This is a genomic window from Clostridium pasteurianum (genome assembly GCF_001705235.1).
Classification (GTDB): Bacteria; Bacillota; Clostridia; order Clostridiales; family Clostridiaceae; genus Clostridium_S; species Clostridium_S pasteurianum_A.
On record NZ_MCGV01000001.1, the window covers coordinates 943662 to 963646 of the forward strand.

The window sequence follows — 19985 nt, forward strand, 5'->3', positions numbered from 1 at the left end:
CTCCTTAAAATTTAAATACATCCTTTTTTACTTTTTTAAATATAGGTGGAAGAGCTTCTGCTATAGTTTTATTTTCCATGTAGTTTAACTTTTCAGGACAATTTCTAAATATAAGTTTGTATGCATACAAAAATTGATAATTTAAACCAAACTTATTTTCAAAATAATTGTTAACATCCTTATTACCATACTTAGGATCACCTAAAATTGGATTACCTAAATGACTTAAATGTGACCTCAATTGATGACTTCTGCCTGTTAAAAGTTCAATTTCTATAAATGAAAAACTTCCACAGGTTTCTATTAGTTTAACTGACATAGAAACTTTCTTACTTCCCTCTACAAATTTATCAAATATTTTTGATTTGTTAGATGTTGTATTCTTTTTTATATAAGCCTCATAAATTCCATCCTTTATCTTACCTTTTACAATTGCAAGATAAAATTTATTTATTCTTCTTTCCCTTATCATCTCATTTAAATCTTTTAAAGCTTCAAAATTTTTACCATATATTACTATACCAGAAGTATTTCTATCAAGTCTATTACATGGTGATGGTGTAAAAGTAACTTCATTCTCAGGAGCATAATCCCCCTTGTCATATAAATACGATAAAACATAGTCTGTAAGGGTTGGAGAATTTTTTTCTTTATCTGAATGTACTAAAACTCCAGGCCACTTTTCAACAAGCAGCATATTTTCATCCTCGTATACAACTTTGAAGTTGTTTTCAATTCTCACAAATTTTTTCTTTTTATTCTCTGATTTTATGTACTTTATTTCAAGTATATCTCCTTCTTCAAGGCTGTAATTTTCCTTTTTGCATTTTGAATCATTAATCCTGACGTCACCTTTTCTGAATGCTTTATATATAGCACTTAGTGGAACATCCTTAAGCCATTTTCGTATGAATTTATCAACTCTCTGTCCTGCTTCATTTGGTCCTATAACTATCTTCATTATTTCCTCCTGTGAATTTATTTATCTGCTAATTTTCTCAAAGTTTCCGCTGCAGCTTTACACTGAAGTGCCACACCTATAGGAAGACATTCTTCATCTATATCAAACAGGCTTCCATGTGCTGGATTTACTATTCCCTTATCTTCATTTCTTGAACCAAGATAATAAAAAACTGATGGTCTTTCCATAGAAAAATACGCAAAACTTTCAACACCCATACTAGGATCATCTAAAAGCACTACATTTTCTTCTCCTAACACCTTTGAAGCAAATCCTTTAAACATATTAAACATAGTATCATCATTATAAAGACATGGATAACTCTCATCTATATTTATCTCAGCTTTTGCTCTCATAGCATTTGCAGCTCCATTTACTATTTCCTTTAATCTCTTCTTTGCAAATTCCCTGTCTTCTTTTTTCATAGTCCTTATTATTCCGCCTATTTTAGCTTCCTCAGGTATTACATTTTCTGCAGTAGTACCTCCATGAATATAACCTATAGTTAAAACAGAAGGATTTACAGGTGAAATTTCACGACTTACAAGAGTTTGAAGCATATTTACTATATTGCAAGCTGCAACAATAGGATCAACACCTGCATTAGGATGTGCACCATGAGTACCCTTACCTTTTATTTTTATTTGAAAAGGATTGGATGCTGCATTTACTACACCTTTTTTTATTCCAATTTTCCCACACTCTATATCTTCTGAAACATGAAGACCTATGATAGCATCAACATGAGGATTTTCAAGAACACCTTCTGAAATCATGACAGGAGCTCCACCTGTAGTTTCTTCTGCTGGCTCAAAAAAAAGCTTCACATTACCCCAAAGTTCATCCTTCATACTATTTAAGATTTTAGCAGTTCCCATTAAAATTGTGGTATGTGCATCATGTCCACATGCATGCATTTTACCTGCATTTTTTGAACAATATGATCTGTTTTCACTGTTTTCCATAAGTGGAAGTGCATCCATATCTGCTCTTAACCCAACAGTTTTTCCTGTGTTCTTTCCTCTTATAATAGCACATATACCAGTTTTTGCAGTTTCATAATATTCTATTCCTTCACTTTTCAAAAACTCTTTTACCTTACCACTGGTCCTTTGAAGTTCAAATCCCAGTTCAGGATGCTCATGAAAATCTCTTCTTCTCTCAACTAATTCATCATATATTTTTTTAGCTTCCTCTATATAATTCATTTCATTTTCCTTTCTCACATGGTTATACTATTATTCCCATCTGACTTCAATTACATCTTTATCATGTAACTCATCGAAAAATTCAACCTTTCCTCCATTTAACTTTAGCACAAGATTGCCTTTTACACTGGTTAAATCAAATGGGAAATAATCAAATATATCCACAAATTTAAACTTGTCTTTTCCAGTCATCTTTATTGGATTATCATTTACAACTACCACAATGCTATTTTCATTTTCTACTTTTTCTGGAATTTCAATTTCCTTGTTTGAATTCTCCATATCTTTAACAAGTTCTTCTGTTTCTTCTGTCTCATGTACTTCTTCATTTTCATGAATTTCTTCATCCTTTTCACTATTACTATCATCAGAAGTCTCATCAGAAATCTCTTTCAATTTAGTATATATTTTGTCTCCCTCTTTTATGTTATAATTTTCGTTAAGCTGCCTGCCATTAATATAATAATTTTTATTAAGGTCATTATCAACATATTTTATATAATCTAATATTGTAGAAGGATAAACTGTTTCAACCTCATCACCTTCTGAAATTTCTGTATCTATACTTACCTTGTTACCATTTATTATAAATATAGGATCTAAGTTCACAACTTCATCATCAATAAAGAATCCTAAACTAAATAAGTTTTTAACGTAATCCTTTATTAGTGGTGCTGCATCTACACCATTCTCAGCGTATTTTATCTCTATCTTATCGCTTTCTTTTACTTCAGCATCTATATTGGCTATAAACCCATTTATCCTAATTTCAGCATTTTTAGCAACAGTTCCAAATGCAACTCTCTTAACTCCATTTAAAGTAAATCTAACATTCTTACCATTTCTTCCTATAAGAAGTTTTGGATTTACTCCCGCTTGAACTACTACGTCTTTTACTGTATGAACACTTGCATTAAAAATACTTATTATATTATCATTTAAAATAACATCTATAAAATCATTTCCAAATCTCCTTATAGCTACAAGCGCTATACCAAGTACTGTAACTCCTGTGCTTCCAAGAGAGTTATCCTTGCATACACAATCAACTACAGATTCACGGCCCTTTATGGCTAATCTCTGAGGAGGCATATTTAGCTTTTCTGCCAAAAGCTCTTTAAGCATAGGCGTATGTGCTCCCCCACCTACCAGAAATACTGCATTAGGTGCTTTGTCTCCATTTAATTCTACTATCTTACTTGCTACCTCTTCTGCTAATTTTTGAGCAGTCGGTTTTATAAGCTTTATTATTTCTTCACATTTTATTGTATTTTCCATTCCAAGAACATCTGTATACGTAATTTCATCTTTAGCCGTACAGTTTCTCTTTATACCTTCTGCCGTGTTAAAATCCACAAGATAATTTTGAGCTATTACTTCTGTTATTTCATCCCCTGCAAACGGAACCATGCCATAAGCACTTATAGTATCCTTAGAACTTATAGCTATATCAGAAGTTCCTGCTCCAACATCTACAAGTGCTATGTTAAGAAGCCTTAAATTCTTTGGTACTGCTGCTTCCATTGCTGCTATAGGCTCAAGTGTAAGACTTTTTACATTTAAATTGACCTTAGCCATAACAGAATAAAGACTTTCAACTATAGATCTTGGCAGAAATGTAGCTATTACCTCTGCAGCTATTGATTCTCCTTTATGCGAAAGCAAATTTGATATAGCATATCCATTTAGGAAATAGTTTTTAACACTATAACCAACACAGTATAACTTACCCTCAGTATCCTTATTTACTTCATCTTGAGCTTTTCTTACTGCCGTTAGTTCTAGACTTCTTATAATATCCTTATCAATTTCCTTATCTTCATCTATACTTGTTTCTGATTTTACAGAAGCTGTTCGTAAAAATCTACCTGCTGCTGCTATTGCTACATCTTTTAACTTAAAGCCAAGTTCCTCTTCAAGCTCATTTTTCACTTTATTTACTGCTCGTGCAACAAGATTTATATCATGAATCTGACCATCAACCATGGCTCTTTCTTCATGTTCAGTATACTTTTCTGAAATGACATTAAACTTTTTATCTTTTATAGAACCAACAGTTCCTATAACTGTTCTAGTTCCTATATCAAGTGAAAATATTAAATCATCTAAATTAATATTTATTGACATTAATCCTACCTCTTATTCAAAATTTTAATTAACCCTTTTAAGTTAAAAATCCAAGTAAAATATAAGGTCTTTCTTCTAAAACGAAAAAAAACCAATCAAAACCTGACACTTTTAACTTATATTCCACATTCATCTACTAAAATTATATAATACTGACCAAAATTATTCAATAAAGTTTCTAATTTAAATATGTTTACAAAAATTTATATCATTAATGTTTTAACATTTAGCTTACAAATCACATAAATTTAACATACTTATATGTTATTTATCCCTCATTTTATTGTTATGATTTACTTACAATAAAAAATTGATTTATATATAGTAAATAATTTGAAGGGGTGATTGCTATGACTAATATAAAAAATTTTTGTGCTTCCCTTATAAATAGTAAGAAAACTAAACATCTCACAAAATTCAGCTGTGTTGGATGCTTGAATACTTTAATAGATTTTATATTATTTTCGGTTTTAAATAGTTTATTAGGAGTAAATTATGTTACAAGTCAAGTAGTATCATATGGGGGTGGAACTTTAAACAGCTATCTATGTAACAAATTTTGGACTTTCACTGACACCAGGCAAAAGAAAAAAACGACAAGTGAAATAGTACAATTTATTGTTGTTAATTCCGCTTCTTTAGGAGTAAGTTTAATAGTCCTCAGTGTATTAATGGGTAATAAATCTATAAATTCATTTTTAGCTAAAATACTCTCCATGGTATTAGCGCAAGTAGTTAACTTCCTAGGTTATAGGTTTTTGGTTTTTGGTAAAGCAGATAAATCAAAGTTTTTTAGAAACAAAATAGCTTAATTAAGCACAAATATTATCATTCTTATTAATAATATGCATGAATTTTATTAAAACTAGGAAGAATAAAACTAAAGCGGTGTTATATTACTAAGTTTCCCATTAAATTTAGCTGTATATCTGTTTCCATTTTTAATTTATTTAGGTGAACTAATAGTACAACATAATGTTTATTTGCTGATTTCTAATGGTATAAACGGATTAATTTTCTTTTTAACAGCAATTTTACTTTCAACAGTAATTTATAATTATCATTATGATGCAATAGCTAAAAATCTAATTTTAGAAAAAACCAACTTAAAATTAGACTATATGTCAAATCATGATCCTTCAACAAGGCTTTTAAATTGAAGGAGTTTTGGAACTCGCGTTGCAAAAAAATGAAGATTATTGCTGAGAACAAAAATAAGTCAGCACTTATTCTAGTAGATATTGATCATTTTAAATATGTAAACAATAAATTAGGTCATCCAGTAGGAGACATTGTGCTTAAGGAATTAAGTCATATTTTAATGAATCATATAAAAGCTAATGATTTAGCTACTCGCTGGGGAGGTGAAGAGTTTCTTATATTTCTTTTTGAAACTTCAATTGATGAAGCTTATGAGTTAGCTGACAATATTAGGTTAACCGTTCAAAATAAAGTTATAATAACTGAAAAATTTCAAATACAGATAACTGCAAGTTTTGGAATATCTATATTAAAAGATAATTTTTCAAACTCTTTTAATGATTCATATAAAGCTGCAGATGCTGCTATCTATCGAGCTAAGGAACAAGGTAGAAACAAAGTTATAATAGCACCTCTAGATATTAAAGGGTAAATCACCTTATAAATATCATATAATATTTTTGTCACAATATAATGAACTATTCATGTTTACAAAACCATATATAAGTACAAATGAACTAACCTACTTAATTCATCTAGTTCATTTTATTTGTCCATAAACTGTCCAGTTTTTCCCATTATATAAGCAAGCTTTATTATGGATTTCTCTTCTTCTGACATTTCTCTATCATACATTTTTTCAAACTGATTTATTAAGGCAGCTGTATCAATTTTTCCTTTAGGCTTTGTAACTCTTTTGTTAAAATTAAGTTCGTAGATACTAGGTTTTATAGTATCATCATAAATATGCTTGAAAACTTCTGCGGTATAATAAGCATCATTAAAAGCATTATGAAATTCACCATTATCAGGCATATTTAAAAGCTCTACGGCGTTTTTTAAACCAATTCTAGATTTATTAGGTGTATTAAAATATTTTGAAGCATACTTTTGAACATCAATGCAGAGTTTAGGAATTGGTGAAATTGATAAATTATAAAATTTTATATTTCTTAGAAGTTCTTTAATATCACCTGTTCCCCAAACACATAATATTGCTTCATCTTTATCAATAAATTGCAAAAAATCTTCATAAACAGGCACAAAGCTTTTGCAGGAACTAACTTTGTCATTAGTTATTTTTGTTAAGCTTTCTACATAAGGATGAATGCTAGGATAAACAGTAGGTTTAATGAGAGCATTAAATTTAGAAACTGTTTCAAAGCTTTCGTTAAGCTTTAATGCTCCAATTTGAATAATTTCAAAAGGCAAACTTAAAGCATTATTGGATTCAGTGTCGGTAGAATCTAAATACTTTTGATTAAATTCTAAATCGTATATTATATAATTCATAGTTACTCCCACCTTTTCATAAGCTTACAATTCAAAAGCACGCTGGTATCAAACTTCCTAACATCATCCTTAAACTTTATTTCAGTCACATCATCATCAATGCTTAAAATTTCCCCTACGCCAAAGGAAACATGCTCAACCTTATCCCCTTTTTTATATTTTCCTTCAAAATCATTTAATTTAAGATTGCATTCCTTTATAAATCTCGAAGGTTTACGTACACAGCCTTTAAGTTCATTTGTAATGGAAATCCATAAATTTTCTATTGCCCGGGTAATTCCAACATAAAAAAGTCTTCTCTCCTCTTCTATGTTATCTGGAATGCTGTTTTTGTGCGGTATATTTTCCTCGTCACAGTTTATTATAAAAACATTTTTAAACTCCATTCCCTTTACACCGTGAATAGTGCTCAGCAGTACCGTGTCCCTATTATTATCAAATTTATTTTCTTTTATTTTTTCCTTGACCTCTTCTATATGTGCAAGGAACATCATTATGCTGTTGTAGCCATCACATGAGCTTTTAAATTCCTGTATTATGTCCATCATTTCTTCTACATCCATACTTCTCTTCTTGCAATAATCTTGAATGTACTCTCCATATCCCAAATCAGAAATTACAAGCTGTACAGCACTTAATAATGACATTTTGTTTAATGATTCTACTTTCTTTTGAAGTTTTTCAATGTCCTTAATTTGAAATATCGGAAGGTCCTCTATATTTTTAAGTATGTCAAAAACATTTTCCTTATATCTATAATTTTTTACCTTCTGAAGATTTATTTTGCTTATGTATCTAAAGGGTCTATTTATTATTCTAAGAAAACTTTGTCTATCAAAACCATCTACACTCAATCTCAAATAAGCTGCAATATCCTTACATATGAAATGTTCAAAAAAATTGTATTCTCTATCTAGAAATTTAAAGGGAATGCTCTTTCTTATGAAACTATCAATTAAACTTCTGCTTTCCACATTAGTTCTATATAAAATAGCATTGTCTGAATATTTATAACCTGATACTTCCCTTAATTTTTGTATTTCCATTGTTATTTTATCAGCTTGAACATTTTCATTTTGACTATTTATTATAGATATATTTCCATCACCGTGATTATACGCAGTTATATTTTTTAGATTTCTTTTTTTATTATTTTCTATTAGATACTTAGAAATTTTAACTATATTATTTGTGCTTCTATAGTTAGTATTTAAGAAAAACTTTTTGCCACTGTGAAATATTTTATCAAAATCTACCATACAATCAGGTCTTGAACCTCTAAACGAATATATGCACTGATCCTCATCACCAACCGCATATATACTGCTTTCTTCACTAAACATTTTTAAGAGACGTATTTGAAGTGAATCAGAGTCCTGAAATTCATCTACAAGAACATATTTAAATAATTTCCTGTAGCCATCAAGGAGCCTTGAATTATTTTGGAACAGCTCCACAGCCTGCAATTGAAGGTCATCAAAATCCATGAGTGAATTCTGAAGTTTGTATTCCTCATATTTATCAAAGCATTCGAAAAATATCTTACTGTCTATTTTAGCTTTAAATTCCTCTCTTGATGTACTACCATTTTTAAAACTTGATATATCATTTATTACTTCTCTAACTTTATCATCATTTATTTCATCCATGTATTTTATGAGTACAGCTTTGATTATATTGTATTTTTGAACTTCCTGTATTATATTTATATTTCCCCTATATCTTGATAGTATCTTATAAAATAAGCTATGAAATGTTCCAAAAAAAGGAGTTCGCTTATTCTTAAAATAGCTTATGTACCTTTTTTTCATATTAACAGCAGCTGCTTTTGTAAAAGTTATTACTATAATATTATCAGTTGAAACTTTTCTCTCATTGATTAAATATGCCACTCTATTTATTATTACACTCGTTTTACCGCTTCCTGGCGCAGCAATAACAATGGCATTTTTAGCCTCAGTCGTTACTGCCTTTTCTTGATAGTCATCCAATCTATATTCCATTGTATAAAATTCTCCTTCATAACCTTAGTTCCCTATGTATTAACTTTGCTCCGCTCGTTAATAGGTTAGTATAAACGCACCACACTTCAGCTTTAGCTGATTACAACCTTTTTCGTCTTATTAGATGATGAATAAACCTCAACTAACAATTTGTACATGTACCATAATGCTTTGATGCTAGCATTTTTCATTCTTATATGATTTCAAGTTTGCCTTTGGTTCCCACTAGGGAAGCCCGCTCAACTAATAATTTATGCAAGTACCATAATGCTTTGATGCTAGCATTTTGGTACATGCATAAATTAAGTTTGGCTTTGGGTTCCCTATAAATTATACTCACATTTGCATTAGTTATACCAGTGCAGCATAAAAATACTTTTGCAGTGGTATGCTATTACCTATTCAAAAGCTATTGTAATAATTTAAATATGGTATTAGAATAAATTATAATGTGAAATTATACATTAAGTATATATAATTTTATAAAAGCTTTAAAGATAAGCACATAAAATACAGCATATAATGATAGGGGAAATATTTATGGAATTCAAAAAAAATTTTGATATTAAAAATGAAAGAAATCTAACCATGCTTGTAGATTTTTATGAGCTGACGATGGGAAATGGATACTTAAATCAAAAAGTTGGAAATAAAATAGCTTATTTTGATATGTTCTTCAGAAGAGTACCTGATAACGGCGGCTACTGCATAATGGCAGGAGTTCAACAACTCACTGAATACCTTTCAAATTTAAGATTCACAAAAGATGATATAGAGTATTTAAGAAGTAAACATCAATTTTCTGAAGAATTTCTTAATTACCTTTCAAATTTCAAATTTGAATGCGATGTATGGGCCGTTCCTGAGGGAAATCCTGTATTTCCAAATGAGCCTTTAGTTACAGTAAGAGGTCCTGCAATTCAGGCACAATTTGTTGAGACTATGATACTTTTAACAATAAACCATCAAACACTAATTGCAACTAAATCAAATAGAATTTGTAGAGCTGCTGGCAAAAGACCTGTTATGGAATTCGGTTCTAGAAGGGCTCAAGGATACGATGGTGCAATTTATGGTGCAAGAGCGGCTGTAATCGGAGGATGCAGCTCAACAGCATGTACTATATCGGAAGAAATGTTCGGTGTAAATGCCGTTGGAACCATGGCTCACAGCTGGATTCAATTATTTGATAATGAATATGAGGCTTTTAAAGCCTGGGCTGAAGTATATCCCGATAATTGTGTTCTTTTAATAGATACTTATAATGTTTTAAAATCCGGTCTTCCAAATGCCATAAAAGTTTTTGATGAAGTTTTAAAACCTCAAGGTATACGACCTGCCGGAATAAGGATTGATAGTGGTGATATCACTTACCTTACAAAAAAATGCAGAAAAATCTTAGATGATGCAGGATATGCTGATGCTAAAATTGTAATTTCAAACTCTCTTGATGAGCATATAATAACTGATGTTCTTCTTCAAGGTGCTAACATTGACAGTTTCGGTGTTGGTGAAAGATTAATAACTGCAAGCTCAGAGCCCGTATTTGGCGGTGTATTTAAGCTTTGTGCTGTTGAAAATGATGACGGCACTATAGTACCTAAAATTAAAATAAGTGAAAATGAAGAAAAGATAACAAATCCAGGTTTTAAAAAAATCTATAGAATATTTGATAAAGACACAGATAAAGCTCTGGCAGATTTAATTACCTTAAATGATGAGGTTATTGATGAGTCTAAACCTCTTGAAATATTTAATCCTGTTTATACCTGGAAAAAGAAGAGACTCACTAACTATTACGTGAAAAATCTAAGAGTTCAAATATTTAAAAAAGGAAAACTCACATATGAAAATCCTGAAGTTTTAAAAATAAGGGATATAGCTAAAGAAGAAACAGAAAAGCTTTGGCCAGAAGTCTTAAGACTTGAAAATCCACATACTTATTATGTCGACCTTTCCAAAAAACTCTGGAACGTAAAATATAATTTACTAGAAAAATTTTCAAATGAATTTAATAGCTAGATAAGGGGGATGTTAAATTGAAATTTTCAAAAAGAATATGTAATATGGATTTTTCACCAATTAGAAAATTAGGTCCCTACGCAGATGCTGCAGAAAAAAATGGTATAAAAGTTTATCATTTAAATATAGGTCAACCTGACGTAAAAACACCAGATACATTTTTTCAGGGTGTTACTAATTACAATGAAACAATAGTTAAATATTCCGCTTCACAGGGAATAGATACTTTAATAGATAGTTTTATAAGATCTTTATCTGATTCCAATATATACTTTGATAAAGATGAAATAATGATAACTCATGGTGGCAGCGAAGCTATACAATTTGCTATAATGGCAACCTGCGATGCTGGTGACGAAATACTGACACCTGAACCCTTTTATTCTAATTACAATGGTTTTGCACAAATTTCAGATGCAAAAATAGTACCTTTTGAAACAAAAATAGAAAATAACTTTCATCTTCCACCTAAAGAAGAAATTGTTTCAAAAATAACAGATAAAACTAAGTGTATATTGCTTTCAAATCCATGTAATCCTACTGGAACTGTTTATTCATATGAAGAAATGAAGATGCTTGGTGAAATTGCAAAGGAATATGACTTATTTATAATATCTGATGAGGTTTACAGACAATTTATATTTGGAAATGTTCCATATACCTCAAGTATACATTTAACGGATATTTTAGATAGAGTTATACTTGTTGATAGCATATCCAAACATTACAGTGCCTGTGGTGCTAGAATTGGACTTGTAGCTTCGAAAAATAAAGAATTAATTCACGAAATACTAAAATTGTGTCAGGCAAGACTTTGTGTATCAACCATTGAACAATATGCTGCAGCAAATCTCATAAATACTATGGGAAGCTACATAACGGATGTTAAAATGGAATACAAAAGAAGAAGAGATATTATGTATGATGGTCTTACAAGCATACCTGGAATTGTTTGTAGTAAACCAGAAGGTGCATTTTATATACTTGCAAAACTTCCTGTTGATGATTCAGATAAATTTGCTAAGTGGCTTCTTACAGATTTTTCATACAAAAATGAAACTGTAATGTTTGCCCCAGCTTCAGGCTTCTACGCAACACCTGGTCTTGGAAAAAATGAAGCAAGATTTTCATATTGTACAAGTATAGAGGATATACAGAACTCAATGGTTATACTACAAAAAGCTCTTGACGAATACAAAGAAAAATAACAGTGATTTAGAACATTAAAAAAATTCTATGAATCTTATCATAACTGGGGTTTGGGTCAAGGACCCATTATCCTTCTTTATAAAATACAGGCTATCTTAATATTTAAAGCTAACAACTTTTAATTTATTAATTCAAAATCATAAAATACTAAGAGTTTTGAATAACTCACTTACATTCAAACAAATTCAAAACTCTACGTATTTTATGATTTTTTTATCAAGATTTATTAGAATTTTTTTAAATCGTTCCCAAATCACTGTTATTTTTCTTTAAGAGTAAAGCAAGGAAAAAATTCCTCCGTGCATACGGAATTTTAGGCGTAAATAATGCTTTTGAGGTATTATTAGTTTGTGGGAGGCTGACATCACTTCGTCCGTCAGCAGGTAATAGGTTTTTAACAAATCTCGTACAATATAAAAGCTCTTATCATATGCGAATTATTTTAAAAGTTTAGCCCTATATAAACTTTTAATTCAGATTTTCCACATCAATGTGGAAGAAAATCTTCCTTGCCTTTATACCCTCCATGCGAAGTAACAGTATTTTGAGAACATTTTAAATAAAACTCAATAAGACTTTGCTCCAAATAATGAAAATACCTAGTAATTTTAATTTGTCTGAGCTTCTTTTCAGCGAGTTATTAAACATCTAGCCACGAATAAATTTTTAGCCCAGATTTTCCGCAGCAGAGCGGAAGAAAATCTTCCTTGCCCTTATCCTATGTGAAGTAACGGTATTTTGAGAACGATTTAAATAAAGCTCAATAAGACTAAGCTCCAAATAATGAAAAGACTTAGTAATTTTAATTTGTCTGAGCTTCTTTTCAGCGAGTTATTAAAATTTCTTAGTATTTTCATTATTTGGAGCTTAGTCTTATGAGTTTTATTTAATGTTCTAAAATACTGTTACTTCGCACTGTTACTTCAAGAACTTTCTAACCATTTCTTTCATTTCACCTTTTTTGCATACATTCTTATGAAGAATTTCTCTTTTATTGAGTCCCTTTACTCCTGCAGGTATATCTGATTTCATAATCTCACTCATTTTCTCCATGAGTTCAAAATCATCATATTTACTGTATTTGTCATCAAGTGATGTCATAACAGCATTAGTAAACTTATATGGACTTGCAGTTGATGCTATAACGGTTTTTGTAATATCTGAAGTATTTCTTACATAGTCCTCATAAACACTGTAGGCTACAGCTGTATGAGTATCTATTAAATATTTATTTTCATTATACATCTTATTTATAGCTGATTTAGTTTTAGCTTCTGTTGCATAGCCTCCATAAAACTCTTTAAGTTTTTCCTTCATGCTGTCTGTTATATTGTATTTACCCTTAGTATTAAGTTCTTTCATAAAGTTTGATACCTTGCCAGAATCCCTATCACACACAAGATAAATTAATCTTTCAAGGTTACTTGAAATTAAAATATCCATAGAAGGTGAAATTGTTGTTACAAATTCTCTATTTTTATCATAGCTGCCACTTTCAAAGAAATCATACAATACCTTATTATCATTAGAAGCGCATATGAGCTTATTTATAGGTAGTCCCATATTCTTTGCAAAATAAGCTGCTAATATGTTTCCAAAGTTACCTGTTGGAACTACGAAATTTATTTTTTCTCCGAACTTAATTTCGCCTCTTGAACACATTTTTGCATAAGCATAAAAATAATATACGACTTGAGGTACTAATCTTCCTATATTAATTGAGTTTGCAGATGAAAAAACTGCACCATCGTCTTTAATCTCTTTAATAAACTCTTTATCAGTGAAAATCTTCTTAACTCCACTCTGTGCATCATCAAAGTTTCCTTCAATACCAACTACATGTGTATTTTTACCTGCTTGAGTTACCATTTGAAGTCTCTGAACTTCACTTACACCATCATTTGGGAAAAACACTATTATTTCAGTACCATCAACGTCTTTAAATCCTGCTAAGGCTGCTTTGCCTGTATCTCCTGATGTAGCTGTCAATATAACTATTTTATCTTGAATTCCATTTTTCTTTGCTGCTGTTTTTAAAAGATACGGTAAAATGGAGAGTGCCATATCCTTAAATGCAAGAGTAGGTCCATGGTATAATTCTAGAAAATAAGCATCTCCTGCTTTTTTTAAAGGTACTATTTCCTCTGTATCAAATTTACTGTCATAAGCTCTGTCAATGCATGACTTTAATTCCTCTTCTGCAAAATCAGTAAAAAAGCTACTCATAACATTGTATGCTAATTCTTTATAATCTAAATTAACTATATCTTTAAGTTCACAATTAAGCTTAGGGATTCTGCTCGGAACGTACAAACCGCCATCTTCTGATATACCCTTTAAGATAGCTTGTGATGCTAAAATTTTCACATCATTATTTCTTGTGCTCCTATAATATATATGTTCCATTAATATTCCTCCAAATTTACTGTATATTTTCTATTCTTATAAGATTATCTATATTCTTAGTGTACTTAGATTTCTTAATTCTTTCAATTGCGTTATTTATCATGCCTTCATGAGCTGAATGAGTAAAGTAAACTACAGTAACAAACTCTTCTCTTTTTCCTTTTTGCATAACGGAAAGAAGACTTACTCCCTCTTCTCCAAAAATCATTGAAATTTCACCTAAGACACCAGGTAAATCTCTAACTGTTATTCTCACATAATACTCACTTACTGTTTGATCCATAGAATTTATTTTTCTATTTCTAAAGTTATTTTTAACCGTACTTATTGCAGATAGATCAACATTTCCTCTTAGTATTGATATAACATCAGCTACAACTGCACTACCCGTTGGAAGATCTCCAGCACCTCTTCCGTAAAGCATTATATCCCCAACAGCATTTCCTTTTATAAATATTGCATTAAATGAATCATTAACGCTTGCAAGAGGATGTCTTTCTGGTATCATTGCAGGATGAACTCTCATCTCAAGTCCTGTTTCGGTTTCTTTAACTATAGCAATTAATTTTATTACATACCCAAATTCTCTAGCAAATTCTATATCAATAGGTTCTATCTTTGTTATTCCTTCTCTGTATATATCTTTAACATTAATCTTAGTTCCAAACGAAAGAGAGCTTAATATAGCAAGCTTATACATAGCATCATAAGCTTCGATATCCGAAGTCGGATCAGCTTCTGCAAAACCTTTTTCCTGTGCTTCTTTTAATGCAGTTGCAAAATCCATTTTTTCAAGTGTCATTTTAGTCAAAATATAGTTTGTAGTTCCATTTATTATTCCTATAAGCTGCTCAATTTTATTCGCAGTAAGACTTTCATTTATAGCATGAATTATTGGTATTCCACCTGCGACGCTGGCTTCATAATAAAACATTACTCCTTCTTCTTCAGCAGCATTAAATAATTCATCGCCTTCTGTTGCAAGAAGCATTTTATTTGCAGTAACCACATGCTTTTTATTCTTCATTGCTTTCAATATGTACTCTTTAGCAGGATTGATTCCACCTATAACTTCAACAACTATTTTTATTGAATCATCTTCAAGTATATCATCAGGATTTACAGTAAGTATTTCACGTGGTACATCTACTCCCCTATTTTTTTCAACATCTCTTACGAGGATTTTAGCTATCTCTATATCGTAACCTGATCTTCTTCTGATTTCTTCTTTATTGGTATTAAGTATTTTCCATACTCCTCTACCTACATTTCCAAGCCCCAAAATTCCTATTTTGACTTTATCCATTATTAGCCCTCCTAAAATTTACAATGATCATAATAATATCTTAGCATGTTTTAGGTTAAAATACAATTGTTTGTGTAATATATACACGCACTATAATTGCAAGAAATATAATTGTCACTTAATCCTTACATTTTATATGAAATCACAAAAAAGATGCTGAATCATCACAGCATCTTATATAAATTTATGCATTTTCTATTCTCTTCTTGTAATAATCTTCTTCTGGAAATTTTTTGTTTTTCCTTGTAAAGTAATCATAATATACATTTGCATCTCTATCATCAAATTTTTCAATATTCTTAAAGGGACATTCTTCTTTAGTATCGTCACTTTTATAAAAAATACATTCTTCAAAGCATGAACTTTCTTTTTCCGCAGTAGTTAAAAACGGACAATTTGCCATAAAAACGCCTCCATCAATAAAAATATATATTATATTATAAACTATACTGTACAAAATAGAAAGTATTTTCTTATATTTTTGAAAATTCTATATTAATGAAATTTAATAGAATTTTTATACTCTTTTTATTTATTTAAAATAATTTATAACCAAGTATTTATTCCTTAACACACTTTTTATGCTATAATAAATTTGTATTGATAATTTTAATATTGATAATTATATTTTTAAATGGTTCCCAGTTCAACTATTAAATTATACGTACACCAAAATGCTTTGATATTAGCATTTTGGAACACATATAACTTAAGTTTGACCTTGTGAGCCATATACATTACATACTTAATTATTTAACTAAAGTATGAGTTAGTTTGTACGGAGATGATGTTAATTATGAAAAATAAGCTATTAAACAATTTTTTAGTATTTTTCATTTGTTTTATATTAGGTCCAGTGCTGCTTTACACAATTTTAAGATTCACGGTCTTCAGTTATATAACATACTTTTTTACAAAGCAGTATATTATACAAATGTACTTTTTTGTCGCAATAGTGGGCTTTATAATTTTCTTACTATTACGTTCCTCTAAAAGCTTACTAGTATATAAATTAAGTAAAATTCCAACAATAAAATCAAAAGTTATATCAATTACAAAATTAAATGAAAAATCAATAAATCTTGGTATACTTGAAATTGATGTTGATTCTGATGATGTTTATATAGTAAAATTCAAACATAATAATAAGGTAATAAATAAAGTAATACAAAAAAATGATATAAAAGTTGATTTGCAAACGAACGAAGAACCCTATGTTGAATATAAATATTGGGATCTAATGCATTTCTTTGATAAGTTCCACAACATAACAGTTCACGCTAAAAAAATATAAATACTTTGATAGAAATAAAATTGCAGAAGTTATTAAAACTTACTGCAATTTTATTTTTATATAATAAATTACTCTCTAATTTAAATATCTTCATGTCACTACAATTTTTTCATTAATTATACTGCTCATTATGAATAGTTTATTTTTTTTAGGAAACACTTATATAGAACTAAAAATTTGTAATTTGGTTAACTATATAATCAGAGGTGAATTTTATGAGAGTTACAATAATATCGTTATCGTATTTCTTCCTAGCCATAACAGTAATAGGAATTTTACTTTCAATATATTACAAAAGTCTAGTTGCCAAAACAACTCCTGGAAAAAGGACTCGTGAAAAAATTCTAGGTGATATGAAAGACCCAATTTCATGGAGGGAAAGAAACTCTAAATTATCACATTTATCAATGTTTTGGACTGTCGTATCTTTTGTACTTTTTTTGTACATAAGCTTTGCTTTAAGATTAGGTTCAATCTCTGTAATATACATTTTTGCGTACATAGCTTTAATAGTAGTATCGTTATTTTTCGTTAGATCAAAACATAAATCCAACGAAAAATAATATGATTGTTATCCTTCTTAACCATATAAAAGCACTCTTATCATATGCGAGTTATTAAAATTTTAACCCTGTATAAACTTTTAATTCAGACTTTCCACAGAGGAGCAGAAGAAAATCTTCCTTGCCCCTACCTCCTATGTGAAGTAACAATATTTTGGAAACAATTTAAATAAAACTCAATAAGTCTTGATTCAAATTATAAAAAGACTTAGTAATTTTAATTTGTCTGAGTAATCCTCCCAGCGAGTTATTAAACATTTAGCCTCGAATAATCTTTTCGCCCAGATTTTCCGCAGCGTAGCGGAAGAAAATCCTCCTTGCCTTTCCTTCTACGCGAAGTACCAGTAGTTTGAACACTATTTAAATAAAACTCAATAAGACTTTGCCTCAAATTATAAAAAGACTTAGATGTTTCAATTTGTCTAAGCTTCTTTTCAGCGAGTTATTGAAACTTCTTAGGATTTTTATAATTTGGGGCTTAGTCTTATGAGTTTTATTTAATGTTTCAAACTACTGGTACTTCACAATTGTTAATTTTATCTTAATCCATTGTTCTTACAATACTAAAATGTTATACTCATATGGTAGACTTTGTAGGTTTGAGCATTAAACCTACATATAAAAAAAGCAATTGGAGCGATGAATTTTGAAACATAAGATTTTATCTATTTTATTATCAGTAATTATTATTTCTTCTTTTTCATCAAATGTATTAGCAGCAGCTAATGAACCAAATATCGTTGGAACTTCTGCTATATCAATTAATGCCAAAACAGGGGAAGTTATTTATTCTAAAAATCCAGATTCAAAAATTTTTCCTGCAAGTACAACAAAACTTTTAACTTCAATAATACTAAATCAATATAAAAAACCTTCTGATTATATGTATTATTCGGTTAGTGCTAAAGAACAACCTGAATCTTCTTTCGATAAAAACATTCATGCACTAAATGTAGGTGAAAGATTATCCGCTGACGATGTTCTTAAAAGTCTTTTAATGTATTCTGCAAATGATATGGCATATGTAATAGCTTCTAATATAATAAATAAAAACAATGCACCTGCCGTAGATGTTAGAAATGCTTTTTCAGTTATTATGAACAATGAAGTAAAAAAATTAGGTCTAAAAAATACTCATTTTGTAACTCCTAATGGGCTTCATGATCCTGATCATTATTCAACCGCATATGATATGAGTAGAATAGCCAAAGCTGCATTTTCTATAAACTGGATACAAAAAACAATTTCCACACAAAAAACAACAATCACACTTGATAATGGTACTAAATGTGAAATTAAAAATACCAATAAAATAATAGACCCCAAAGAACCTGTTTATGATAAAACCTGCATAGGTGGAAAAACAGGATTTACAAATGAAGCTGGGCGATGCCTTATAACTATATTTAATAGAAATGGTGAAAAAATAATAGGCGTAGTAATGAAATCAGTTTATGACAAAGATGATCTTCAAGTTTTTAAAGATATGGACAATGTTATAAACTATAGCTACAACATAAAACCAACTATTTTGTATAAGGAAAATCAAGTTTATAGCTATGAAACAGTGCATTATAAGCTTTTTAAATATTTTGGGCCTGAAAAAACAATAAAAGTTCCTTTAATATTAAAGGATAATGTAACTTATTACAAAAACTCATTTAACGATTCTGAAAAAAAATTAATAAAAAAAGTTTCTTTAAACGAATGGAATTTAAACAAAGATACTTCTGTTGGAACCTTAACTCTTAAGGAAAGAGATATGAAAAAAAGTTACAATCTTTATCCTTCTATTTCTTCAAATGATATTTTATCTGACAATAAATCTGTATATATTGGAACTTTTGTTTGTATAGTTCTTATTATTGGACTTGCAGTATTTGGCTGCATAAAATTTTTCAGAAGAAAAGACAGATGGTAATTAAGTAAGAAGTAATAGTATTTTGGAAACATTAAATAAAACTCATAAGTCTAAGTTCGAAATTACAAAAAGACTAAGAAATTTTAATAACTCGCTGAGAAAATGCTCAAACAAATTAAAAATTCTAAGTCTTTTTATAATTTCAAACAAGACTTATTGAATTTTATTTAAACCATTTCCAAAATACTATTACTTCTCTAAAAATAAAAGCAAGGTAAATTTTTCTCCACTTCCTTACGAAAAATATCATAATATATTATAGAAGAATAATGGGATTACGTTCCAAACACCTCATATGATAGTTATATTTCTTGATATAGAATTCTAATGTCAAAAAACAAACTCATTACCTCCTAACGGGCAAAACAATGTAAGTAACTCACAGATTAATGATGGCTAGTATACCTTATTTACACCTAAAATTCCGTAGACACGGAGGAATTTTTTCCTTGCTTTACTCTCTAATCGAAGT

At 29.7% G+C, this 19985-nt stretch carries 16 protein-coding genes; 8 read left to right on the forward strand and 8 right to left on the reverse strand.

The genetic code is table 11. The annotated features are described in order from the left end of the window. Positions 1 to 4 precede the first annotated feature (4 nt). The 3 genes from BEE63_RS04350 to BEE63_RS04360 are packed head-to-tail and all read right to left on the reverse strand — an operon-like array spanning position 5 to position 4296. Positions 5 to 961, reverse strand: a complete 957-nt coding sequence (locus BEE63_RS04350; RefSeq protein ID WP_066020215.1) for an RluA family pseudouridine synthase — start codon at positions 959 to 961, stop codon at positions 5 to 7. A 17-nt stretch (positions 962 to 978) separates the two neighbouring features. Further along, on the reverse strand, positions 979 to 2169 hold the full coding sequence (locus BEE63_RS04355; RefSeq protein ID WP_066020216.1) for a M20 metallopeptidase family protein: 1191 nt from the start codon (positions 2167 to 2169) through the stop codon (positions 979 to 981). A gap of 30 nt (positions 2170 to 2199) precedes the next feature. Continuing rightward, positions 2200 to 4296 carry a cell division protein FtsA gene (locus BEE63_RS04360; protein ID WP_066020217.1) on the reverse strand — a complete coding sequence of 699 codons (2097 nt, stop codon included), beginning with the start codon at positions 4294 to 4296 and terminating at the stop codon, positions 2200 to 2202. A gap of 350 nt (positions 4297 to 4646) precedes the next feature. On the opposite strand from BEE63_RS04360, the gene BEE63_RS04365 reads away from it, so the two are divergent. From BEE63_RS04365 to BEE63_RS22080, 3 genes are all read left to right on the forward strand, one after another. Then, positions 4647 to 5108: a GtrA family protein gene (locus BEE63_RS04365; protein WP_066020218.1), complete on the forward strand. Its 462-nt coding sequence runs from the start codon at positions 4647 to 4649 to the stop codon at positions 5106 to 5108. A gap of 171 nt (positions 5109 to 5279) precedes the next feature. Then, entirely contained in the window at positions 5280 to 5456 is a 177-nt protein-coding gene (locus BEE63_RS22075) for a hypothetical protein (protein WP_242874685.1), read from the forward strand. 29 nt (positions 5457 to 5485) lie between these two features. After that, on the forward strand, positions 5486 to 5929 hold the full coding sequence (locus BEE63_RS22080) for a GGDEF domain-containing protein (protein WP_066020219.1): 444 nt from the start codon (positions 5486 to 5488) through the stop codon (positions 5927 to 5929). Between the two features lie 113 nt (positions 5930 to 6042). Here the strand turns inward: BEE63_RS22080 and BEE63_RS04375 are convergent, their stop codons facing one another. Together BEE63_RS04375 and BEE63_RS04380 are read right to left on the reverse strand one after the other, a co-directional pair. Next, positions 6043 to 6789, reverse strand: a complete 747-nt coding sequence (locus tag BEE63_RS04375; RefSeq protein ID WP_066020220.1) for a 3'-5' exonuclease — start codon at positions 6787 to 6789, stop codon at positions 6043 to 6045. 2 nt (positions 6790 to 6791) lie between these two features. After that, positions 6792 to 8792: an ATP-dependent helicase gene (locus tag BEE63_RS04380; RefSeq protein WP_066020221.1), complete on the reverse strand. Its 2001-nt coding sequence runs from the start codon at positions 8790 to 8792 to the stop codon at positions 6792 to 6794. Positions 8793 to 9332: 540 nt separating this feature from the next. Here BEE63_RS04380 and BEE63_RS04385 point away from each other — a divergent pair. Then, on the forward strand, positions 9333 to 10814 hold the full coding sequence (locus BEE63_RS04385; RefSeq protein ID WP_066020222.1) for a nicotinate phosphoribosyltransferase: 1482 nt from the start codon (positions 9333 to 9335) through the stop codon (positions 10812 to 10814). A 17-nt stretch (positions 10815 to 10831) separates the two neighbouring features. Further along, the gene (locus tag BEE63_RS04390) at positions 10832 to 12022 is read left to right on the forward strand and encodes a pyridoxal phosphate-dependent aminotransferase (protein WP_066020223.1); all 1191 of its coding nucleotides are present in this window, start codon (positions 10832 to 10834) and stop codon (positions 12020 to 12022) included. Positions 12023 to 12941: 919 nt separating this feature from the next. Here BEE63_RS04390 and thrC read toward each other — a convergent pair. The 3 genes from thrC to BEE63_RS04405 all read right to left on the reverse strand — a co-directional run bounded on the left by thrC (position 12942) and on the right by BEE63_RS04405 (position 16138). Further along, complete coding sequence (thrC, locus tag BEE63_RS04395) at positions 12942 to 14429, reverse strand: threonine synthase (RefSeq protein WP_066020224.1); 1488 nt, start codon at positions 14427 to 14429, stop codon at positions 12942 to 12944. A gap of 16 nt (positions 14430 to 14445) precedes the next feature. After that, positions 14446 to 15735, reverse strand: a complete 1290-nt coding sequence (locus BEE63_RS04400; RefSeq protein ID WP_066020225.1) for a homoserine dehydrogenase — start codon at positions 15733 to 15735, stop codon at positions 14446 to 14448. Positions 15736 to 15919: 184 nt separating this feature from the next. Further along, entirely contained in the window at positions 15920 to 16138 is a 219-nt protein-coding gene (locus tag BEE63_RS04405) for a hypothetical protein (protein ID WP_066020226.1), read from the reverse strand. A gap of 531 nt (positions 16139 to 16669) precedes the next feature. Between BEE63_RS04405 and BEE63_RS04410 the strand changes: the two genes are divergently transcribed. From BEE63_RS04410 to BEE63_RS04420, 3 genes are all read left to right on the forward strand, one after another. Further along, positions 16670 to 17029 (forward strand): hypothetical protein, encoded by a 360-nt coding sequence (locus BEE63_RS04410; RefSeq protein WP_242874687.1) that lies wholly within the window; start codon positions 16670 to 16672, stop codon positions 17027 to 17029. Positions 17030 to 17244: 215 nt separating this feature from the next. Continuing rightward, positions 17245 to 17592, forward strand: a complete 348-nt coding sequence (locus tag BEE63_RS21190) for a hypothetical protein (protein ID WP_081312467.1) — start codon at positions 17245 to 17247, stop codon at positions 17590 to 17592. A gap of 646 nt (positions 17593 to 18238) precedes the next feature. After that, a complete protein-coding gene (locus BEE63_RS04420) occupies positions 18239 to 19513 on the forward strand; it encodes a D-alanyl-D-alanine carboxypeptidase family protein (protein WP_066020229.1) in 1275 nt (424 codons plus the stop codon). Positions 19514 to 19985 lie beyond the last annotated feature (472 nt).